At 73.8% G+C, this 18,525-nt stretch carries 19 protein-coding genes, 1 pseudogene and 1 riboswitch; of the genes and pseudogenes, 12 read left to right on the top strand and 8 right to left on the bottom strand.

What is annotated here, in order from left to right; all coding sequences use genetic code 11:
- Positions 1-27 precede the first annotated feature (27 nt).
- The 6 genes and pseudogenes from JQN83_RS27615 to JQN83_RS27640 all read left to right on the top strand — a co-directional run bounded on the left by JQN83_RS27615 (position 28) and on the right by JQN83_RS27640 (position 5,221).
- Positions 28-972, top strand: coding sequence for a metal ABC transporter substrate-binding protein (locus tag JQN83_RS27615; protein WP_208570087.1), 945 nt, complete (start codon positions 28-30; stop codon positions 970-972).
- On the top strand, positions 969-1,730 hold the full coding sequence (locus JQN83_RS27620; RefSeq protein ID WP_208570088.1) for a metal ABC transporter ATP-binding protein: 762 nt from the start codon (positions 969-971) through the stop codon (positions 1,728-1,730). Before JQN83_RS27615 ends, JQN83_RS27620 begins: the two co-directional genes overlap by 4 nt.
- Positions 1,731-1,733: 3 nt before the next feature.
- The gene (locus JQN83_RS27625) at positions 1,734-2,600 is read left to right on the top strand and encodes a metal ABC transporter permease (RefSeq protein WP_208570089.1); all 867 of its coding nucleotides are present in this window, start codon (positions 1,734-1,736) and stop codon (positions 2,598-2,600) included.
- A 43-nt stretch (positions 2,601-2,643) separates the two neighbouring features.
- A pseudogene (locus JQN83_RS27630) lies at positions 2,644-2,946 on the top strand (ArsR/SmtB family transcription factor); the annotation flags it as partial.
- 67 nt (positions 2,947-3,013) lie between these two features.
- Complete coding sequence (locus JQN83_RS27635) at positions 3,014-3,619, top strand: hypothetical protein (RefSeq protein ID WP_208570090.1); 606 nt, start codon at positions 3,014-3,016, stop codon at positions 3,617-3,619.
- 114 nt (positions 3,620-3,733) lie between these two features.
- Positions 3,734-5,221 carry a cellulose binding domain-containing protein gene (locus tag JQN83_RS27640; protein ID WP_208570091.1) on the top strand — a complete coding sequence of 496 codons (1,488 nt, stop codon included), beginning with the start codon at positions 3,734-3,736 and terminating at the stop codon, positions 5,219-5,221.
- Positions 5,222-5,311: 90 nt separating this feature from the next.
- Here the strand turns inward: JQN83_RS27640 and JQN83_RS34260 are convergent, their stop codons facing one another.
- Complete coding sequence (locus JQN83_RS34260) at positions 5,312-6,574, bottom strand: cellulose binding domain-containing protein (protein WP_208570092.1); 1,263 nt, start codon at positions 6,572-6,574, stop codon at positions 5,312-5,314.
- Positions 6,575-6,815: 241 nt separating this feature from the next.
- On the opposite strand from JQN83_RS34260, the gene JQN83_RS27650 reads away from it, so the two are divergent.
- Positions 6,816-6,983, top strand: a complete 168-nt coding sequence (locus JQN83_RS27650) for a hypothetical protein (protein WP_204926308.1) — start codon at positions 6,816-6,818, stop codon at positions 6,981-6,983.
- 94 nt (positions 6,984-7,077) lie between these two features.
- Here JQN83_RS27650 and JQN83_RS27655 read toward each other — a convergent pair whose 3' ends face one another.
- Both JQN83_RS27655 and JQN83_RS27660 read right to left on the bottom strand, forming a co-directional pair.
- The gene (locus JQN83_RS27655; protein ID WP_208570093.1) at positions 7,078-7,581 is read right to left on the bottom strand and encodes a DUF6328 family protein; all 504 of its coding nucleotides are present in this window, start codon (positions 7,579-7,581) and stop codon (positions 7,078-7,080) included.
- Between the two features lie 133 nt (positions 7,582-7,714).
- Positions 7,715-8,545: an alpha/beta fold hydrolase gene (locus tag JQN83_RS27660; protein WP_208570094.1), complete on the bottom strand. Its 831-nt coding sequence runs from the start codon at positions 8,543-8,545 to the stop codon at positions 7,715-7,717.
- Between the two features lie 111 nt (positions 8,546-8,656).
- Positions 8,657-8,762, top strand: a riboswitch (TPP riboswitch).
- A 75-nt stretch (positions 8,763-8,837) separates the two neighbouring features.
- Between JQN83_RS27660 and JQN83_RS27665 the strand changes: the two genes are divergently transcribed.
- The 3 genes from JQN83_RS27665 to JQN83_RS27675 all read left to right on the top strand — a co-directional run bounded on the left by JQN83_RS27665 (position 8,838) and on the right by JQN83_RS27675 (position 11,865).
- A complete protein-coding gene (locus tag JQN83_RS27665; RefSeq protein WP_208570095.1) occupies positions 8,838-9,434 on the top strand; it encodes an ECF transporter S component in 597 nt (198 codons plus the stop codon).
- Positions 9,435-9,467: 33 nt separating this feature from the next.
- Positions 9,468-10,895, top strand: a complete 1,428-nt coding sequence (locus JQN83_RS27670; protein WP_208570096.1) for an ABC transporter ATP-binding protein — start codon at positions 9,468-9,470, stop codon at positions 10,893-10,895.
- Positions 10,896-11,064: 169 nt separating this feature from the next.
- Entirely contained in the window at positions 11,065-11,865 is an 801-nt protein-coding gene (locus JQN83_RS27675; protein ID WP_208570097.1) for an energy-coupling factor transporter transmembrane component T family protein, read from the top strand.
- A 158-nt stretch (positions 11,866-12,023) separates the two neighbouring features.
- Here JQN83_RS27675 and JQN83_RS27680 read toward each other — a convergent pair whose 3' ends face one another.
- The gene (locus JQN83_RS27680) at positions 12,024-12,275 is read right to left on the bottom strand and encodes a hypothetical protein (protein WP_208570098.1); all 252 of its coding nucleotides are present in this window, start codon (positions 12,273-12,275) and stop codon (positions 12,024-12,026) included.
- A 528-nt stretch (positions 12,276-12,803) separates the two neighbouring features.
- Here JQN83_RS27680 and gnd point away from each other — a divergent pair.
- Positions 12,804-14,249: an NADP-dependent phosphogluconate dehydrogenase gene (gene gnd, locus JQN83_RS27685; RefSeq protein ID WP_208570099.1), complete on the top strand. Its 1,446-nt coding sequence runs from the start codon at positions 12,804-12,806 to the stop codon at positions 14,247-14,249.
- Between the two features lie 246 nt (positions 14,250-14,495).
- Here the strand turns inward: gnd and JQN83_RS27690 are convergent, their stop codons facing one another.
- The 3 genes from JQN83_RS27690 to recO form a co-directional block, all read right to left on the bottom strand.
- Positions 14,496-14,681: a hypothetical protein gene (locus tag JQN83_RS27690; RefSeq protein WP_208570100.1), complete on the bottom strand. Its 186-nt coding sequence runs from the start codon at positions 14,679-14,681 to the stop codon at positions 14,496-14,498.
- 71 nt (positions 14,682-14,752) lie between these two features.
- Positions 14,753-15,529 carry an isoprenyl transferase gene (locus JQN83_RS27695; protein ID WP_208570145.1) on the bottom strand — a complete coding sequence of 259 codons (777 nt, stop codon included), beginning with the start codon at positions 15,527-15,529 and terminating at the stop codon, positions 14,753-14,755.
- Positions 15,530-15,561: 32 nt separating this feature from the next.
- A complete protein-coding gene (gene recO / locus JQN83_RS27700) occupies positions 15,562-16,458 on the bottom strand; it encodes a DNA repair protein RecO (RefSeq protein WP_208570101.1) in 897 nt (298 codons plus the stop codon).
- Between the two features lie 102 nt (positions 16,459-16,560).
- Here recO and JQN83_RS27705 point away from each other — a divergent pair, with 102 nt between their 5' ends.
- Positions 16,561-17,337 carry a DUF4097 family beta strand repeat-containing protein gene (locus JQN83_RS27705; RefSeq protein WP_208570102.1) on the top strand — a complete coding sequence of 259 codons (777 nt, stop codon included), beginning with the start codon at positions 16,561-16,563 and terminating at the stop codon, positions 17,335-17,337.
- 14 nt (positions 17,338-17,351) lie between these two features.
- Here the strand turns inward: JQN83_RS27705 and JQN83_RS27710 are convergent, their stop codons facing one another.
- Complete coding sequence (locus JQN83_RS27710; RefSeq protein ID WP_208570103.1) at positions 17,352-18,434, bottom strand: acyltransferase family protein; 1,083 nt, start codon at positions 18,432-18,434, stop codon at positions 17,352-17,354.
- Positions 18,435-18,525 lie beyond the last annotated feature (91 nt).

The following is an 18,525-nucleotide window of genomic DNA, read 5'->3' on the forward strand; positions in this document are numbered from 1 at the left end:
TTCTCGTTTTCACGGACAGTTGCCGACATGACCGCCCGCACCCTGCCCCGCGCCCTGACCGCCGTCGCCACCGCCCTGCTCGTGCTGACCGGGGGCACCGCCTGCTCGACCGACGGGGCCGGGGCCGACCCGGACCGGGTGGACGTGGTCGCCGCCTTCTATCCCCTCCAGTTCGTCGCCGAGCGGGTCGGCGGGGACGCGGTCACCGTCACCAACCTGGCCAAGCCGGGCGCGGAGCCGCACGACCTGGAACTCAACTCTCGGCAGGTCGGCCAGGTCAGCCAGGCCGAACTGGTCTTCTATCTCAAGGGTTTCCAGCCGGCGGTGGACGAGGCCGTCGCGCAGAACGCCGCCGACCGGGCCTTCGACGTGACAACCGTCGCACCGCTGCGGGACGCGACAGCCGACGGACACGACCACGAGGGTGAGGACGGTCACGCCGAGGAGAGCGGCGGCAAGGACCCGCACCTCTGGCTGGACCCGACCCGGCTGGCCACCGTCGCCGACCAGCTCGCCGAGCGGCTCGGCACCGTCGACCCGGACCGGGCCGCCGACTACACGACCAGGGCCCGGACGCTGCGCGGCGAGCTGGAGAAGCTCGACACCGAGTACGCCGCCGGCCTGAAGACCTGCCAACGCCGGGAGATCGTGGTCAGCCACGCCGCCTTCGGCTACCTCGCCGAGCGCTACCAGCTGGAGCAGATCGGCCTCACCGGGCTCACCCCCGACACCGAGCCCGCCCCGCAGCGGCTGGCCGAGGTCGCCCGCGAGGCCCGCGAGCACCGCGCCACCACGATCTTCTTCGAGACGCTGGTCAGCCCGAAGGTCGCCGAGACCATCGCCGCCGAGGTCGGTGCGAAGACCGCGGTGCTCGACCCGATCGAAGGGCTCTCCGTCGACGGGGGTGGGGACTACCTTTCGGTGATGCGCACCAACCTGACCACGCTCCGTACCGCCCTGGGGTGCTCGTGACCACACCCGTGATCCAGGTCGGGCACGCCTCGGTCGGCTACGACGGCCGCCCGGTGCTGCGGGACGTCTCGCTGACCGTCACCGCCGGCGAGGTGGTGGCGGTGCTCGGCGCCAACGGCTCCGGCAAGTCCACCCTGATCCGGGCCGTGCTCGGGCTGGTCCCACTCGGCACCGGCTCGGTCGAGCTGTTCGGCGTACCGCAGCGCCGGTTCCGGCAGTGGCACCGGATCGGCTACGTCCCGCAGCGGCTCGGCGCGGGCAGCGGCGTGCCGGCCACCGTCCGCGAGGTGGTGGCCTCCGGGCGGCTGGCCCGCCGGGGAGTGCTGCGCCCACCTGGCCGGGCCGACCGGGCCGCGGTCGAGGCGGCGCTGCGCGCGGTGGGGCTCGCCGACCGGGCCCGGGACCCGGTGGCCACCCTCTCCGGCGGCCAGCAGCAGCGCACCCTGATCGCCCGCGCCCTGGCCGGTGAGCCGGAGCTGCTGGTGCTCGACGAGCCGACCGCCGGGGTCGACGCGGCCAGCCAGGAGGCGTTCGCCGGGGCGTTGCACGACTTCGTCGGCACCGGCGGCACCGTGCTGCTGGTCGCCCACGAGCTGGGGCCGCTGCGTCCGCTGATCAGCCGGGCCGTGGTGGTGCACCAGGGCGGCGTCTGCCATGACGGCGCGGTGCCGGAACCGGCCGGGCACCACGCCGAGCCCGACCACGACCACGTGCACCCGCACGGTCCCGAGGAGCCCGCCGGGCTGTGGAGCAGCTGAACGATGGACCTCTTCCAGTACGACTTCATGCAGCGGGCGCTGGTCGGCGCCCTGGTGATCGGGCTGACCGCCCCGGCCCTCGGGATCTACCTGGTGCAGCGGCGGCTGGCCCTGATCGGTGACGGCATCGGCCACGTCGCGCTCACCGGCGTCGGGGCGGGCCTGCTGCTCAACCGGTCGCCGGTGCTGGTGGCGGTGGTCGCGGCGATCCTCGGCGCGGTCACCATCGAGCTGGTCCGGGCCCGGGGCCGCACCTCCGGTGACCTGGCGCTGGCGCTGCTGTTCTACGGCGGCATCGCCGGTGGCGTGATGCTGGTCGGCCTCTCCGACGCCAGCAGCGCCAACCTCAACGCCTACCTGTTCGGCTCGCTCACCACCACCTCCTCCGCCGACCTGACCACCATCGCGGTGCTCGGCGCGAGCATCGCGGTGCTCATGCTGGCGCTGCGCCCGGCGCTGTTCGCGGTCTGCCACGACGAGGAGTACGCCCGGGTGGCCGGGCTGCCCGTGCGGGCACTGAACCTGCTGCTGGCGGTCGCCACCGCGGTCACCGTCACCATCGCCATGCGGGCCGTCGGGGTGTTGCTGATCAGCGCGCTGATGGTGGTGCCGGTGGCCACCGCGCAGCAGGTCACCCGGGGCTTCCGCAGCACCATGACGGCGGCCATGGCGCTCGGCCTGTTCGCCGCCGGGGCGGGGATCTGGGTGGCGGCCACCGCCGACACCGCCCCCGGCGCGTCGGTGGTGCTGCTGGCGATCGCGTCGTTCCTCGTGGTGGCGTTGGCCGCCGCCGGCTGGCGGGTGCTGCGCCGCCGGGCCACCCCGGCCGCCGTCACCGCCCCGGAACCGCACGAGGTGGTGCTGCGGTGACGCCGACCGACGAACCGTCACTGGTATTGGTTACCGTTACAGGGTGACCGGCACCCAGGGCTACGACGCGTTCGAGGGCGCGGGCGAGCTGCTGCGGGCGCTGTCCGCCCCGATCCGGCTGGCCATCGTCAGCGAGCTGGCCCAGGGTGAGCGGTGTGTGCACGAGCTGGTCGAGCAGCTCGGTGCCCCGCAGCCGCTGGTCTCCCAGCACCTGCGGGTGCTGCGCGGCGCGGGGGTGGTGCGGGGTTCCCGGCGCGGTCGGGAGATCGCGTACGCCCTGGTCGACGAGCACGTCGCACACATCGTGGCCGACGCGGTCAGCCATGCCGGGGAGGGGCCGTCGTCCCCCGGTGAGCCGGCGACCGGGCGCGCGGGGGGTGCCGGGCGGCCCGCGTCGTGGCACGCTGTCGGCCGTGAAGATCTACGCTGACCGTTTTCCGGTCGCCCTCCGCCAGTTCCTCACCGATCTCCTCGTCGTCGTCTGGGTCTACGCGGCGATCCGCTTCGCGATGTGGCTGTACGACCTGGTGGAGAAGCTCGCCGTACCGGGGCGGAAGCTGGAGGGGGCCGGCGGCGGCCTCGCCGACAACCTGGCCGAGGCCGGCGGCAAGGTGGGCCGGGTGCCGCTGGTCGGCGACGAGTTGACCGGCCCGTTCACCAAGGCCGCCGACGCCGCCCGGGCGGTGGCCGAGGCCGGCCGCGACCAGCAGGACCTGGTCGGTCAGCTGGCGTGGGCGTTGAGCATCGCGGTGCTGGTCTTCCCGCTCGGGCTGGTGCTGTTCGGCTGGCTGCCGCTGCGGCTGCGCTGGATGCGTCGGGCCGCGTCGGCGAAGGCCCTCGCCGCCGGGCCGGCCGGCCGGGACCTGCTGGCCCTGCGCGCGTTGACCAGTCAGCCGCTGCGCCGGCTGACCCGGATCGACCCGGACGTGGCGCAGGCGTGGCGGCGGGGCGACGACGCCACCGTCGACGCGCTCGCCGCCCTGGAGCTGCGCCGACTCGGCCTGCGCGGCGGCCGCTAGGCACCGTCACCTGTTGTGTCCCCTCGGCCCGCAGGCTTAGATGATGGTGAATGTCTTAGGTCTGCAAGCCGTCGTCGTGCGTCGGCACGGACGGCCCGGAGAGGGAGCGTCCCCATGCCCGTGTCCCGCAGTCGGTCGATCCTCGCGGCGGGAGCCGCCGGGGTGGTGGCGGTGCTGGCCGCCACCCTCATCGGCCTGTCCCCGGCCAGCGCCGCCACCGGTGACGGCTCCCCCACCGACGCGAACATCGCCTTCGTCGGCCGCTGGGACCGCAGCAACAGCAGCGCGTACGTGCCGAACTGGGCGGGCGCCTACCTCAAGACCGGGTTCACCGGCACCACGGTCAAGCTGCGGCAGCGCCGCACCATCGACCTCTACTACAGCATCGACGGGGCCGACTTCCGCTACCTGACCAACGTCAGCGGCACGGTCAACCTCACCCCGACCCCGCTGCGCGCCGGCAACCACACGCTGGTGGTGTCGTACCGGGTGGTCGCCGGCTCGTACACCGGGGACGCGGTGTTCCAGGGGCTGACCCTCGACTCGGGGGCGCGGACCCTGCCGGCGGCGGTGCGGCCCCAGCTGATCGAGTTCGTCGGCGACTCCATCACCCTCGGCACCACCTCGTCGCGCACGGCGCTGACCGCGTACGGGTGGCTGACCGGGGAGCAGCTCGGCACCGAGCACACCCAACTCGGCTACGGCGGAGGCTGCCTCGTCGCCACCGCCGACGGCTGCGTCAGCGTCGCCAGCCAGTTCCTCCGCACCGGATACTCGGCCACCAGCCCCGCCTGGGACTTCGGCCGCTACCAGGCGGACGCCGTGGTGATCAACCTGGGCACCAACGACCGCAGCCACGGGGTGAGCGGCGCGGACTTCCAGAACCAGTACGCCACGTTCATCCGTACCGTGCGGGGGAAGTACCCGCGCGCGGCGATCTTCGCGCTGCGCACCTTCAGCGGCCGGTACGCCGCCGAGACCGCCGCCGCCGTCAGCACGGTCACCGGGGGCGGCGACCGCAACGTGTTCTACGTGGACACCACCGGCTGGCTGCCGGCCGACGGGCTGAGCGACTCGGTGCACCCCAACGACGCCGGGCACCGGGCGATCACGGCCCGGCTCGCCCCGGTCATCGCGGCGAAGCTGACCACCACCCCGACGCCGACCCCCACCACCGCACCGCCCACCACGCCCCCGCCGACCACCGGACCGCCGACCACGCCGCCGCCGACCACCGCACCGCCCACCACGCCGCCGGTGACCACGCCGCCGGCCGGCGCGACCGGGTGCGCCGTCGGGTATTCGGTGACCGGGCAGTGGCAGGGCGGGTTCCAGGGCGAGGTGACGATCCGCAACACCGGCACGGCCCCGGTCGACGGCTGGACGCTGCAGTGGAGCTTCGCCGACGGCCAGCGGATCAGCCAGGCGTGGAACGCGAGCTACACGCAGAGCGGCGGCACCGTCCGTGCGACCAACGCCGGCTGGAACGGTGCGATCGCGGCCGGCGCGACGACGAGCTTCGGTTTCCTCGCCGACGCCACCGGCGCGAACAGCCGACCCACCGGGTTCGCCCTCAACGGCACCGCCTGCGCGCTGTCCTGACCGTGGTCGGGCGGCCCCGGTCCGGGGCCGCCCGACCGCACGCCAGCTATTCAGCTCACCACTGCTGAACCGACCCCACCAGGCTCACCGTCAGCGCAGGTAGGCCGCGAGGCCCAACTGCTGGTTGCGCAGGGCGGTGGCCACCACGCCGGCGATCTGCCGGGCCCCGGCCGTCTCGAAGTGGGTGTGGTCGGCGCAGAAGAACGCGCCCACCGCGCCCGAGTTGTAGTCCCCGTTGTTCGGGCACAGCTTCAGCGTGTTGTAGAGCGTGTAGCTCAGCTTGTGCAGGTCGATGACGGGGACGTTGTTGGCCCGCCCCGCGTCGAACGTCTCGGTGAGGAAGCCCCGGTTGCCCACGGCGGTGCTGCCCGAGCAGGTGATCGCGGCGGCCGGGGTGAGGAAGACCGGGTACGCGCCGCGCTGCTGGGCCGCGCGGGCCATCACGCCGAGCAGTTCCTTGTAGCGGGCCGAGCCGACGTGCCGGTTGCAGGTGGCGCTGCCGTCGTTGATGCCGAACTGGATGAACAGGTAGTCGCCGGCCTTCATCCCGCCGTTGGCGTTGAGCATGGCCTGCCAGCGGGTCGAGTAGGTCTGCGGGCTGATCACGCACTCGCCGGCCGAGTTCATCGTGGTGGTGACGTTGGGGTCGTACAGCCAGGTCTGGATGCTGCGCCCGCCGACCGCGCTGTTGACCACGGTGGCGTTGCCGTTGAGATACTGGCCGAACTGGTTGCCCCAGCCCACCGGGCAGGCCCCGCTGGACGACGGGTTGGCGACCGTGGAGTCCCCGGCCAGCCACACGGTGACCCGCGGCTGCGTCGAGGGCGTCGGGGTGGGGGTGGGCGTCCGGGTGGGGGGCGGCGTGGGCGTGAGGGTGGGCGTGGGCGTCGCGGTCGGCGGGGTGGACGGCGGTGGGCAGGGCGTCGCGGTCGGCGTCGCGCCGGTGCACGACACCCCGTTGAGCGCGAACCCGGTGGGGACCGGGTTCGCGGTGGTCCACGCACCGTTGAAGCCGAAGCTGACGCCGGCACCGGTGCCGATGGCGGCGTTGTAACCGGCGTCCTTCGCGCTGACCGCCGTCCCGCTCTGGGTGACGGTGGCGTTCCACGCCTGGGTGACCTGTTGCCCGCTGGCGAAGGCCCAGGTGAGCGTCCAACCGGAGACCGGGTCGCCGAGGTTGGTGATGGTCACGTCCGCGCCGAAGCCACCCTGCCACTCGCTGGTGACCTTGTAGTCGACCCGGCAGCCGGTCGCCGCCGCGGTGGCGTTCCCGGCCGCGACCGCCACCCCGCCCGCGAGGACCGCCAGCGTGATCGCGCCCAGTCCGGCGACACGTCGTCGCGCTGCTCTCATGATCTGCTCCTAGTCGCCGGTGCCGGGCCGGCGTCGCCCGCCCCCATCTGGACGGCCGCCCGAGCCCCGCGACGATGGCCGGACCCCGGGACGAGAGGAGGCAAAAATCGATGTTACTCGATATTAACCTGCTCTCCCACCTCCGCCCGGTCGAACCGGCACGCCAGAGGACGCCGCACCGGGCCGCAGGCGGTCGCGCTCGGTCGCCAGGCACCGCAACCCCCTCGTCTAGGGTGGTGCGGTGCTCTACTTCCTGATCGTCATCGCCGTGCTGCTGCTGGCGTACGCCGCCGTACTGGTCAGCTTCGTCCGGCGCGGACGTAAGATCCCGCCGCAGGCGTACCTGGTGCTGGCGCTGCTCAACGGGCTCATCCTGGCCGCCGTGCTGGCCTGGGCCATCGCCCGCTGACAATCCGGCCGACACGCGGGCCGGGGCCCACCCTGACCGCCGTCGGCCCGGGTGGGCCCCGGCCCACTGCGTCCCTCACCACCCGAGGGCGGGATCAGTCACCGTTGATCACCACCGGGTCGTCATCGTCGTCGTCGATGTCGTCCTCACCCCAGCTGCGCCGGACGAACGGCAGGATCACCCAGAACGTCAGGAACCACAGGCCGGTGACCACGGTGAGCACCACGGCGATGCCGGTGTCGAGCACGAAGTCGGCGATCAGCAGCACCGCACTCACCATGGCGACCAGCATGAAGGCCAGGCCGCCGGTGGCCATCCGGTGGGCGAACCGGACCAGCTCCGGCTTACGACCCTGGCGGAACAACGCCCGGTGGAAGGCGACCGGCGAGATGATCATCGCGGTGGCCGCGGCGGCCGACAGCAGCGCGAGAATGTAGACGTCCCGCTGGAACTCGCTCGTCCGGGTGAAACCGTTGCTGAACGGCAGGGTCAACAGGAAGGCGAAGAGGATCTGCACGCCGGTCTGGGCGACCCGCAACTCCTGGAGCAGATCGGCGAAGTTGCGCTGCCAGCGCTGCTTCTCGGATTCCTTCGACACGCGCTACCTCCGGATGAGACGGTACGACCGACGGGAGCACCTCCCGTCGGCAGCAACGCCTTTGCCCGATCCGCAATCGCCCGAAACCGATTCACGATCCCCGATCGGCCCGGTCCCCCGCCGGCAGGGCCGCTCAGGCCGCCGGGCGCACCCGGGCCAGGATCGCCTCGGCCAGCGGCCCCGGCGCTTCGTCGGGAATCCAGTGCGTCACCCCGGCCAGCACCACGAACCGGTAGTCCCCCGTGACGTGCCGGGCACACGCCTGCGCGGCGGTACGCCCGACGGCCACGTCCCGGTCGCTCCACACGTAGCTGGTCGGCACCGGCACCGGACCGACCGCCTTCAGGTCCCGCCCCGACATCGCCCGGTACCAGTTCAGCGCCCCGGTCAGCGCGCCCGGCCCGCGCATCGGCTGGGCGTAGCGGGCCACCCGGGCAGAGTCACCGACGCCGGCCAGCAGCCGGCGCAGGACCACCGCCCGCCCGGCCAGCAGCACCCGCTCCGCCAGGCCCACCCGGCGGAACAACGTCATGTACGCCGAACGCGCCCGCTGCCGACGGTCGGTGGACAGCGCGTACCCGAAGGCCGCCGGATGGGGCACCGAGACCGCGGTGAGGGTACGCACCCGCTCCGGGTGCCGGGCGGCCAGCGCCCAGGCGACGATCGCCCCCCAGTCGTGCCCCACCACGTGCGCGGTGTCGACGCCCAGCGCGTCCAGCACCGCCACCGCGTCGGCGACCAGTTCCGGCAGCCGGTAGCCGGCCACCTCCGTGGGACGGGCCCCGGGCGAGTAACCCCGCTGGTCGGGGGCGTACGTGCGCAGCCCGGCGGCGTGCAGGGCGGGCACCACCGCGTCCCACTCCCCGCCGTGCTGGGGGAAGCCGTGCAGCAGCAGCACGACCTCGCCGCCCTCGGGCCCACCGGCCCGTACGTCGAACGTCAGTCCCCGCGCCGCCACCCGCATGACCGGCAGCCTACCCAGCGCCCCGGTGTGCGCCCGGGACGTCGAATGCCGGGAACCATGACCTGCTGGGCCGTTGCCGCAGGTCGGTGCTAGCGTCTGCCGAGACAACTTCACATCCGACAGGGGAGCGCACAGCGCTGAGAGTGCGGGCACCGCCCGCAGACCCTCGAACCTGATCTGGGTAATGCCAGCGCAGGGAGTTCGGTCGACCTCCAGCCGCGCCGCCGTCCGGCAGCCGCCGGGCGCGGCGTGCGTCTTCTCCTGGTTCGATCGCTGGACTGGGAGCACCGACATGCCGCACACCACCACCAACAGCAACCGGTGGCGCACGATCGACATCGTGGTCGCCGCCGTGATCGCCGTGGCCTTCGGCGTCATCTTCTGGGCCTGGGGCCTGGTCTGGAAGGCCGCCGACCCGGCATTCGCCGCCGCACCCGCCAGCCAGGCGGTGATGTACGGCGTGTGGCTGGTCCCGGCGGTCCTCGGCGGCCTGGTGATCCGTAAGCCGGGGGCGGCCCTGTTCTGCGAGGCCGTCGCCGCCACCGTCTCCGCACTGCTCGGCGCGGAGTGGGGCGGGATCACCATCGTGCAGGGGCTGATCCAGGGCCTCGGCGCGGAGCTGGCCTTCGCCGCGTTCCGCTACCGGTCGTTCCGGCTGCCGGTGGCGGTGCTGGCCGGGGCGTTGACCGGGCTGAGCGCCGCCCTGTTCGACTTCTTCGTCTGGAACGCCGAGTACGCCCTGACCAGCTACCGCCTGCCGTACGCGGCGTTGACCGTGCTCAGCGCCGCCGTCGTCGCCGGGGTCGGCGGTTGGTACCTGACCCGCGCGCTGGCCGAGACCGGAGTGCTGGACCGGTTCCCCGCCGGCCGTGACCGCACCCTGGTCTGATCCTCTCCTGACGATCGTGGAGGTGCCGGCGACGTGGCGAGTGTGAGGCTGGTCGGCTTCGGCTGGCGGCACGCCGGTCGGCGGGCCTGGGCGGTACGCGGGGTGGACCTGCGCATCGACCACGGGGAGCGGGTGCTGCTGCTGGGGCCGTCCGGGGCCGGCAAGAGCACCCTGCTGGCCGCGCTGGCCGGGCTGCTGCCGGCGGACTCCGGCGAGCAGGAGGGCACCGTCGAGATCGACGGCCTCGACCCGGCCAAGGCCCGCGAACGGGTCGGCACCGTCTTCCAGGACCCGCAGTCCCAGCTGGTGATGGCCCGCTGCGGTGACGACGTCGCGTTCGGCCTGGAGAACCGGGGGGTGCCCGGCGACGAGATCTGGCCCCGGGTGGACGAGGCGCTGCGCCGGGTCGGTTTCCCCTACCCCCGGGACCGGCCCACCGCGGCGCTGTCCGGCGGCGAGCAGCAGCGGCTCGCCCTGGCCGGGGTGCTGGCGCTGCGGCCCGGCCTGCTGCTGCTCGACGAGCCGACGGCCAACCTCGACCCGGCCGGGGCGGAGCTGGTGCGCGGCGCGGTGGCCGGCGCGTTGGACCCGGACACCACCCTGGTCCTGGTCGAACACCGGGTCGCCGACGCCCTGCCCCTGGTCGACCGGGTCGTGGTGCTGACCCCCGGTGGCGGGGTCCGGGCCGACGGGCCACCGGCGACGGTCTTCGCCGCGCACGGTGCCGCGCTCGCCGCCGAGGGTGTCTGGGTGCCCGGCCACCCCACCGGGTCCCGGCCGGCCACCGGGCCGCCCGCTGCGGGGTTGCTCACCGCCGACCGGCTCGGCCTGCCACCCCGGCTGGCCCCCACCGACCTGACGGTACGCGCCGGCGAGGCGCTCGCCGTCCTCGGTCCCAACGGGGCCGGCAAGTCCACCCTGGCGCTGCTGCTCGGTGGGCTGCTCCGCCCCGGCGTCGGTCGACTGACCGGCACCGCCGCCCTGGCCGACGGGGACGCCCGTACGCCCCCGCACCGGTGGCGGGCCCCCGCGCTGGCCGGTCGGATCGGTTCGGTCTTCCAGGACCCGGAGCACCAGTTCGTCACCCGCACCGTCCGCGACGAACTGGCCCTCGGGCCGCGTCGGACCGGCCGCCCGGAGGCCGCCGTGCGGGCCACCGTGGACGGGTTGCTGGACCGGTTGCGGCTGACCCGGCTCGCCGGGGCCAACCCGTACACCCTCTCCGGTGGGGAGGCCCGGCGGCTCAGCGTGGCGACCGCCCTGGCCACCGCGCCCCGGCTGCTGATCTGCGACGAACCCACCTTCGGCCAGGACCGCCGCACCTGGGGTGAGCTGGTCGACCTCTTCGCCGACCTGCGTGACGCCGGGCACGGCGTGGTCACCGTCACCCACGACCGGGACTTCGTCGCCGCGCTCGCCGACCGGACGGTCACCCTGCACCCCGCCCGGGAGCAGCCGTGACCGCCCCGCTCCCCCGCACCGCACCGGCGGCGGCCGTGGGCCACCCGGCCGCACCCGACAGGGTCGGCCGAATTCCGCTCGGGGCGACGGTGGGCCGCCCCACTGCGTCCACCCCGCGCGGAGCGACCGTGGGTGGGCCGGTGCCGCAGGCCGGGCGGCGGAGGCGGTCGTGATCGGCCTGGAACCCGTCGCGACGCCCGGTGCGCCGTTGGCCCGGCGTAACCCGGTGGCGAAGCTGGCAGCCGGGCTGATCTTCTCGTTCGTGCTGGTGGCCAGCCTCGACCCGGTCGCACCGGCGGTCGCCATCGCCGTCGAGCTGGCGCTGCTGCCGCTGTTCGGCATCCGCTACCGGGTGCTGGCCCGACGGGCGTGGCCGTTGCTGGCCGGTGCCGTCGGCATCCTGGTCACCCTGCTGCTGTTCGCCGCCGACCGGTCCGGCCCGGTGCTGTGGACGGCGGGGCCGCTGCTGGTCACCTCCGGGGTGCTGGTAACCGCGCTCGGGCTGGTGCTGCGGATGCTCGCGGTCGCCCTGCCCGGAGTGATCGTCTTCGCCACCACCGACCCGACCGACCTGGCCGACGCGCTGGTGCAGAACGCGAAGGCCCCGGCCCGGTTCGCCATCGGCGCGCTGGCCGCGTTCCGGCTGGTGCCGCTGCTCGGCCAGGAGTGGCAGATGCTCACCATGGCCCGCCGCGCCCGGGGCGTGGACGCCGGCCGCAACCCGCTGGCCCGGCTGCGGCTGTTCGTCGCCACGGCGTTCGCCCTGCTGGTGGGCGCGATCCGGCGCGGCACCCGACTGGCGGTGGCGATGGACGCCCGGGGGTTCGACGCCGGCACCCCGCGCACGGTGGCCCGCCGGCAGGTGTTCCGTCCCGCCGACTGGCTGCTGGTCGCCGGTGCCGCCGCCCTGGCCGGCGGCGCGCTCGCGGTCAGCGTCGCCCTCGGCACCTTCCGCCCACTGATCGGCTGACCCGCGCCCCACCGGGCCGTCGCCCCACCACCCCGTCGGCACGCCGACCACCAGGCACACCGGCACACGCCGGCACCACTGTGCTGAAACAGCGGTATCCGGAGGTCCGGATACCGCTGTTTCAGCCATCTGGTGTGGGACGTCTGCGCCCGGGCGGCTCAGCTGCGCCGGAAGGCGTACCGGCGGCCCTGGCCCTGGGCGGCGGTGGAGCCGGCCCGGACCGACCGGCCCGACCGCGACGGCGGCCGGGGTGGAGTCGACCGGACGAGAGCGTCCGGGTGGGACGGCGTCACGGCGACCGGGACCGGGTGCGCGGGCGTCACGGTGAGTGCCGCGAGCGCCGCCGGATCCACCTCCACCGGCGACGGTACGACAGGTCGGGACTTCTTGGGACTGCGCTTGGCGGGCATTCGCTGCCTCCTGGGACGTGCGGAGGACCACACCGTCGCCTCAGCGGCGGGCGGTCGACGGACGGGATCGGCTCCGGACGACCGGCCACGAGTCATCCCCGGTCAGCAGGGGACGGGGGACGCGGACGCCCGAGCACGCGGACCCGCGGCCACGGCGGCGGGTCGGCTCTCAGAAAGGGCGTCAGATGCGCATGTCGTCACGGTAGCCGACCCCCATGCCCGGCGCACCCGCTTTTCCCGACGACCATCCCGGCCCGACGACCGTCCCGGCCCGACGGCGGAAGTCCCGACGACCCCGCCGCCCGACGACCATCCGGGCCCGACGACCCCGCCGCCCGACGACCATCCGGGCCCGACGACCCCGCCGCCCGAGGGCGGAAGTCCCGACGGCCGGCCCGGCCCGGCGGCGGGACGGTCGCTGCCGCACGCACGCGACCACCCTGTGACACTGGGTGGACGGCGGCTGCCGGCCGTCGCGGGCGCGCGATACGGTCGCAGCACACAGGTGACGTGAGAGGGCGGGTACGGATGACGCAACAGGCGACGGCGCAGATCGGCGTGACCGGGCTGGCGGTGATGGGTCGCAACCTGGCCCGCAACCTGGCCCGGAACGGGTTCACCGTGGCGGTGCACAACCGCTCCCCGGAGCGCACCCGCAGCCTGGTCGCCGAGCACGGTGACGAGGGCACCTTCGTGCCGTCGGAGTCCCTGGCGGACTTCGTCGGCTCGCTGGAGCGGCCCCGCGCGGTGATCGTCATGGTCAAGGCGGGCGCCCCCACCGACGCGGTCATCGACGAGCTGGTGCCGCTGCTGGAGGAGGGCGACATCGTCGTCGACGCCGGCAACGCCCACTTCGCCGACACCCGCCGCCGGGAGGAGACGCTGCGCGAGCACGGGCTGCACTTCGTCGGCACCGGTGTCTCCGGTGGCGAGGAGGGCGCGTTGCTCGGGCCGAGCATCATGCCGGGCGGCTCGGCGGAGTCCTACCAGAAGCTCGGGCCGATGTTCGAGAAGATCGCCGCGCAGGTGGACGGCGTCCCCTGCTGCCAGCACGTCGGCCCCGACGGCGCCGGCCACTTCGTCAAGATGGTCCACAACGGCATCGAGTACGCCGACATGCAGCTCATCGCCGAGGCGTACGACCTGCTGCGGGCCGGGCTGGGGGCGACCCCGGCGGAGATCGCGGAGATCTTCCGGGAGTGGAACACCGGCGAGCTGGAGTCGTTCCTCATCGAGATCACCGCCGACGTGCTGGCGCACACCGACGCCGCCACCGGCAAGGCGTTCGTCGACGTGGTGCTCGACCAGGCGGAGCAGAAGGGCACCGGCCGGTGGACGGTGCAGATCGCCCTCGACCTGGGCATCCCGATCACCGGCATCGCCGAGGCGACGTTCGCCCGGTCGCTGTCCGGGCACGCCGGTCAGCGCGAGGCGGCCCGCCGCACCTTCGGCGACGCGGGCGAGAAGTGGCAGGTCGAGGACCGGGACGCGTTCGTCGAGGACGTCCGCCGGGCGCTGCTGGCCAGCAAGATCGTCGCGTACGCGCAGGGCTTCGACCAGATCCGGGCCGGCAGCCGCGAGTACCACTGGGACATCGACCTGGGTGGCACCGCCACCATCTGGCGGGGCGGCTGCATCATCCGGGCCCGCTTCCTGGACCGCATCCGCGAGGCGTACGACTCGCAGCCGGAGCTGCCGACGCTGCTGGTCGCGCCGTACTTCGCCGACGCGGTGAGCGACGGCGTGCCGAGCTGGCGTCGGGTGGTGGCGGACTCGGCGCGGGCCGGTGTGCCCACCCCGGCCTTCTCCTCGTCGCTCGCCTACTTCGACGCGCTGCGCGCGGAGCGGCTGCCGGCGGCCCTGATCCAGGGCCTGCGGGACAACTTCGGGGCGCACACCTACCACCGGGTCGACCGGGAGGGCGCGTTCCACACCCTTTGGGCGACCGCCGACCGCTCCGAAGTGGCCGGCTGACCAGCCCGCCGACGTCGGTGCGGTGTCCACACCGCACCGGCACCGGGGCGGCCCGTCCGCCCGGGGCCGCGAGGACATGACGAATGCCCCGCCGTTGCGGCACGTGCCGCAACGGCGGGGCATTCCCACGCCTGGGCCCGGCCGTCGGTCCACGGCGATCCGGGCCGACAGGTGACCGGCAGGGGCGCGGCATCCGTCGGCCCGTTGCCGGGGGTGGTCAGCGGTGTGCGGCCGGCCGGGCGGGGGTCACCAGAACCGCCGACGGCGGGCCTTCTGCGGGCGCAACACGTCGGCGCCCCGGGTCAGCATCCGGCTCACCCCGCTGGGGCCGCGACGGGCCTCCAGGGTGTGGCTCAGCCGGCGGGCGCCCGCCGCGGCCAGCGGCACGGCGACCGCCATGACCGCCCACTGTGCGATCCGCTTCTGAATCATGAGTGCTCACCTCCGCGATTGGCTGCTCACCAGGGGATACCCCGACGGTGAGATCACCAACCGTGGTCCGGTCAGCGCGGCGGGGCGACCGGGTTGGGCAGCGCGCCGCCGAACCGGCGGTCCCGCTGGGCGTACAGCTCGCAGGCGTACCACAGGTGGCGGCGGTCGAAGTCCGGCCAGAGGGTGTCCAGGAACACCAGCTCCGCGTACGCCGACTGCCAGAGCATGAAGTTGGAGATCCGTTCCTCGCCGGAGGGGCGCAGGAAGAGATCGACCTCGGGGACCTCCGGGTGGTAGAGGTACTTCGCCACGGTCTTCTCGGTGACCTTGTCCGGGTCGAGCCGGCCGGCGGCCACCTCCCGGGCGATCGCGGCGGCGGCGTCGGCGATCTCGGCCTGGCCGCCGTAGTTGACGCAGAACTGGAGGGTCAGCGTCGAGTTGCCCCGGGACATCTCCTCGGCGGTCTGCAACTCGGAGATGACGCTCTTCCACAGCCGGCCCGCCCGCCCCGACCAGACCACCCGCACCCCCAGGTCGACCAGTTGGTCGCGGCGGCGGCGGATGACGTCCCGGTTGAAGCCCATCAGGAAGCGGACCTCGTCCGGCGAGCGCCGCCAGTTCTCGGTGGAGAAGGCGTACGCCGACAGGTAGGGCACGCCCAGCTCGATCGCCCCCTCCACGGTGTCGAAGAGGCTGTATTCGCCCTGCTCGTGGCCCTTGGTACGGGGTAGTCCGCGCTCCTTGGCCCAACGGCCGTTGCCGTCCATCACCACGGCGACGTGCTTCGGCAGCGCCTCGGCGGGCAGCGCCGGTGGCCGGGCGCCCGACGGGTGCGGGGTCGGCGGCACCGGCGTCCGCCGGTCGGCCCTCAACGATCGGATCACTCGGTCATCTCCTTGTCCCCACCCTCCACGCCGACCCGGGGCGGCGGCACCCGGCCACCCGGGGCACCCCCGTCGTCCCCCGTCGGCCCGCCGCCCACCGGGCCGGTGTCCGGCGCACCGGGCGTCGGGCCACCCCGGTCGACCAGCGGCAGCGAGCGTAGCGCGCGTTCCAGGTGCCACTGCAGGTGCGCCGCGACCAGGCCGCTGCACTCCCGGCGTACCCCGGTGGCGGTGGCGTCGGCGACCTGCCAGTCGCCGCTGGTGAGGGCGGACATCAGGTCGATGGTGGCGGGCGCGGGGTGGGCCGCGCCGGGTGGCCGGCAGTCCGGGCAGACCGCACCCCCAGCGGGTACGGAGAACGCCCGGTGCCGCCCCGGGGTGCCGCAGACCGCGCAGGCGGTCAACGCGGGCGCCCACCCGGCGAGGCTCATCCCGCGCAGCAGGTAGGCATCGAGCACCAGCGTGGTGGCGTGCTCACCCCGGGACAACGCCTTGAGCGCGCCGAGGGTGAGCTGGAACAGCCGCAGCGACGGTTCCCGCTCGACGGGGGTGAGGCGTTCGGCGGTCTCCGCGATCGCGCTGGCCGCCGTGTACCGGGGGTAGTCCCCGAGGAAACGTTTGCCGTACAGGTCGATGCCCTCGACCTGGCTGACGCTGTGCAGCGAACTGCCGGTGTTGCCCTTCGGGTCGCCGGCGAGTTGCAGGTCGACGTGGCCGAACGGTTCCAGCCGGGCGCCGAACTTGCTGGTGGTGCGGCGTACCCCCCGGGCCACCGCGCGCAACCGGCCGTGCCGGCGGGTCAGCAGCGTGATGATCCGGTCGGACTCGCCCAGCTTCTGCACGCGCAGCACCACCGCGTCGTCGCGGTAGAGCTGTCGGCGGTACCCGGCCATCCGGTCATTCTCCCTCGGGGTGGGAAATCAGGGTCGGCTCGGGGTGGGCCCGCGCTTCGCCCCCGATGTGCCGCAGGTGGAGACGGTCGTAGGTTGCTGGGCATGGCTCTTCCCCGCAGCGCGGTCGCCCTGGGCGCGACCGCCGCCCTCATCCTCGTCACCGGGTGCGACACGCTGTCCTTCCGGCGGCTGGACTTCGACACCACCGAGGCGGCGAAGATCGCCCGGATCACCGTACGGCCCGGCTCCGGGGACGTGGTGGTCCGGGCGACCGGCCCCGCCACCGGCGTACGCGTCAAGCGGGTGCTCCGTTACCAGGGTGACCAGCCGGACACCACGTACGAGATCACCGGTGACGAGTTGGTGCTGGACACCGGGTGCGGTCCCCGCTGCTCGGTGTCGTACGAGGTGACCGCCCCGCCCGGGGTACGGGTGCAGGGGGAGACCGGTTCGGGTGACGTGGACCTGACCAGGATCGGCTCGGTCGACTTCACCCTCGGCTCGGGCAACATCCGGATCATCGAGGCGGGCGGCCCGGTGCGGGCCGAGACCGGGTCGGGCAACATCGAGGTGCTCAACGTCACCGGACCGGTCGACCTGCGGGCCGGCTCCGGCGACGTCACCGGGACCCGGCTCGGTGGCGACGTCTCCGCCGAGACCAGTTCCGGCAACATCACGCTCACCCTGAGCAGGCCGGCTTCGGCGCGGGCCCACGCCGGCAGCGGGGACGTCGAGCTGACGGTGCCGGCCGGCCGGTACCGGGTGAAGTCGAACGTCGACTCGGGGGACACCGAGATCGGGGTCACCAACGACCCGGGCGCACCGCTGGTGCTGGATCTGGAGGCCGGCAGCGGAAACGTGACGGTCGTGCAGCGCTGAGCGGGTGGCGTACCTCAGCGGGCCCTGATCTCGGCGGTGTCGGCGTCGGGTGTCCGGGGCGCCGGGACGCCGGGCGACGCCGTCGCCGGGCGGGGGTGCGGGCGGCCGGGGACCAGCTCGGGGCGGCGGTGGGCCGCCACGTCCTCCACCCAGCCGACCAGCAGGGTCACCACCGCGACCAGGAGGAAGACCAGCACCACCCGGATCGCCAGCCCCCACGGGTCCCGGGGTGACCAGCCGACCAGGCCCACCAGCGGGGTGAGCGCCACCACGAAGGGCATGTGCCACAGGTAGGCGGTCAACGCGCGCCGGTTCGCCACCGTCACCAGCCGGCTGAAGATCCGGTTCCGGTCCACCCAGGCGGCGGTGGCCGGGGCCCGACCGATGACCACCAGGATGAACGCCGCCGACCACAGGGCGTTGCCGAGCGGGATGTCGTTGAGGTCGTAGCCGCGCGGCCCCGGGTGGGTGAGGATCCACGCCGCGCCGGCCCCGGCCAGCAGCACCGCCACCGGCACCAGCACCCGGTCGGCCAGCCGGCGCAACATGCCGTCGTGGTGGGCGAAGCCGAGCAGCCAGGCCCCGAAATAGAGGCCGAAGTCGCGCAGCACCGCCGAGGTGGTCGGCAGGAGACCCACCTCGATCGCGACCAGCAGCAGGTAGGGGGCGGCCAGGGTGGGCAGTGGGGCCCGGCGGAACAGCCACAGCGCCACCGGGGAGGCGAGCAGGAACCACAGGTAGTCCCGCAGGTACCAGATCGGGCTGAGCGCGAGCCCGCCCCAGTAGTTGGCGGGCGGGTCGGTGATCGGGAACAACCAGATCACCACCCGGGGGGTGAACTCCAGCCCGGTGAGCAGCATGGCCGGCACGAAGATCACCGCCACCACCCACAGCGAGGGCAGCAGACGGCGCAACCGACGCCGTAGCGCGGACACGCCGTACCGGTCCATCGACGCCGCCATCAGCGACCCGGCCAGGGCGAACATGATCGACATCGCCGGGAAGATCAGCGTCAGCGTGGCCAGCCCGGTGACGTGGTAGACCACGACCCGGACGATGGCCAGGAAACGGAGCAGGTCCAGATATCGGTTACGCATCAGGCTGCATCTATGTCGGGGACGGATGAACGTCCCCTACCCTGCGCACCCGACCTGTGAAACCGCTGCTAATCGGGGCCTGACGTGAAAC

Source organism: Micromonospora antibiotica (assembly GCF_017599305.1).
Classification (GTDB): domain Bacteria; phylum Actinomycetota; class Actinomycetes; order Mycobacteriales; family Micromonosporaceae; genus Micromonospora; species Micromonospora antibiotica.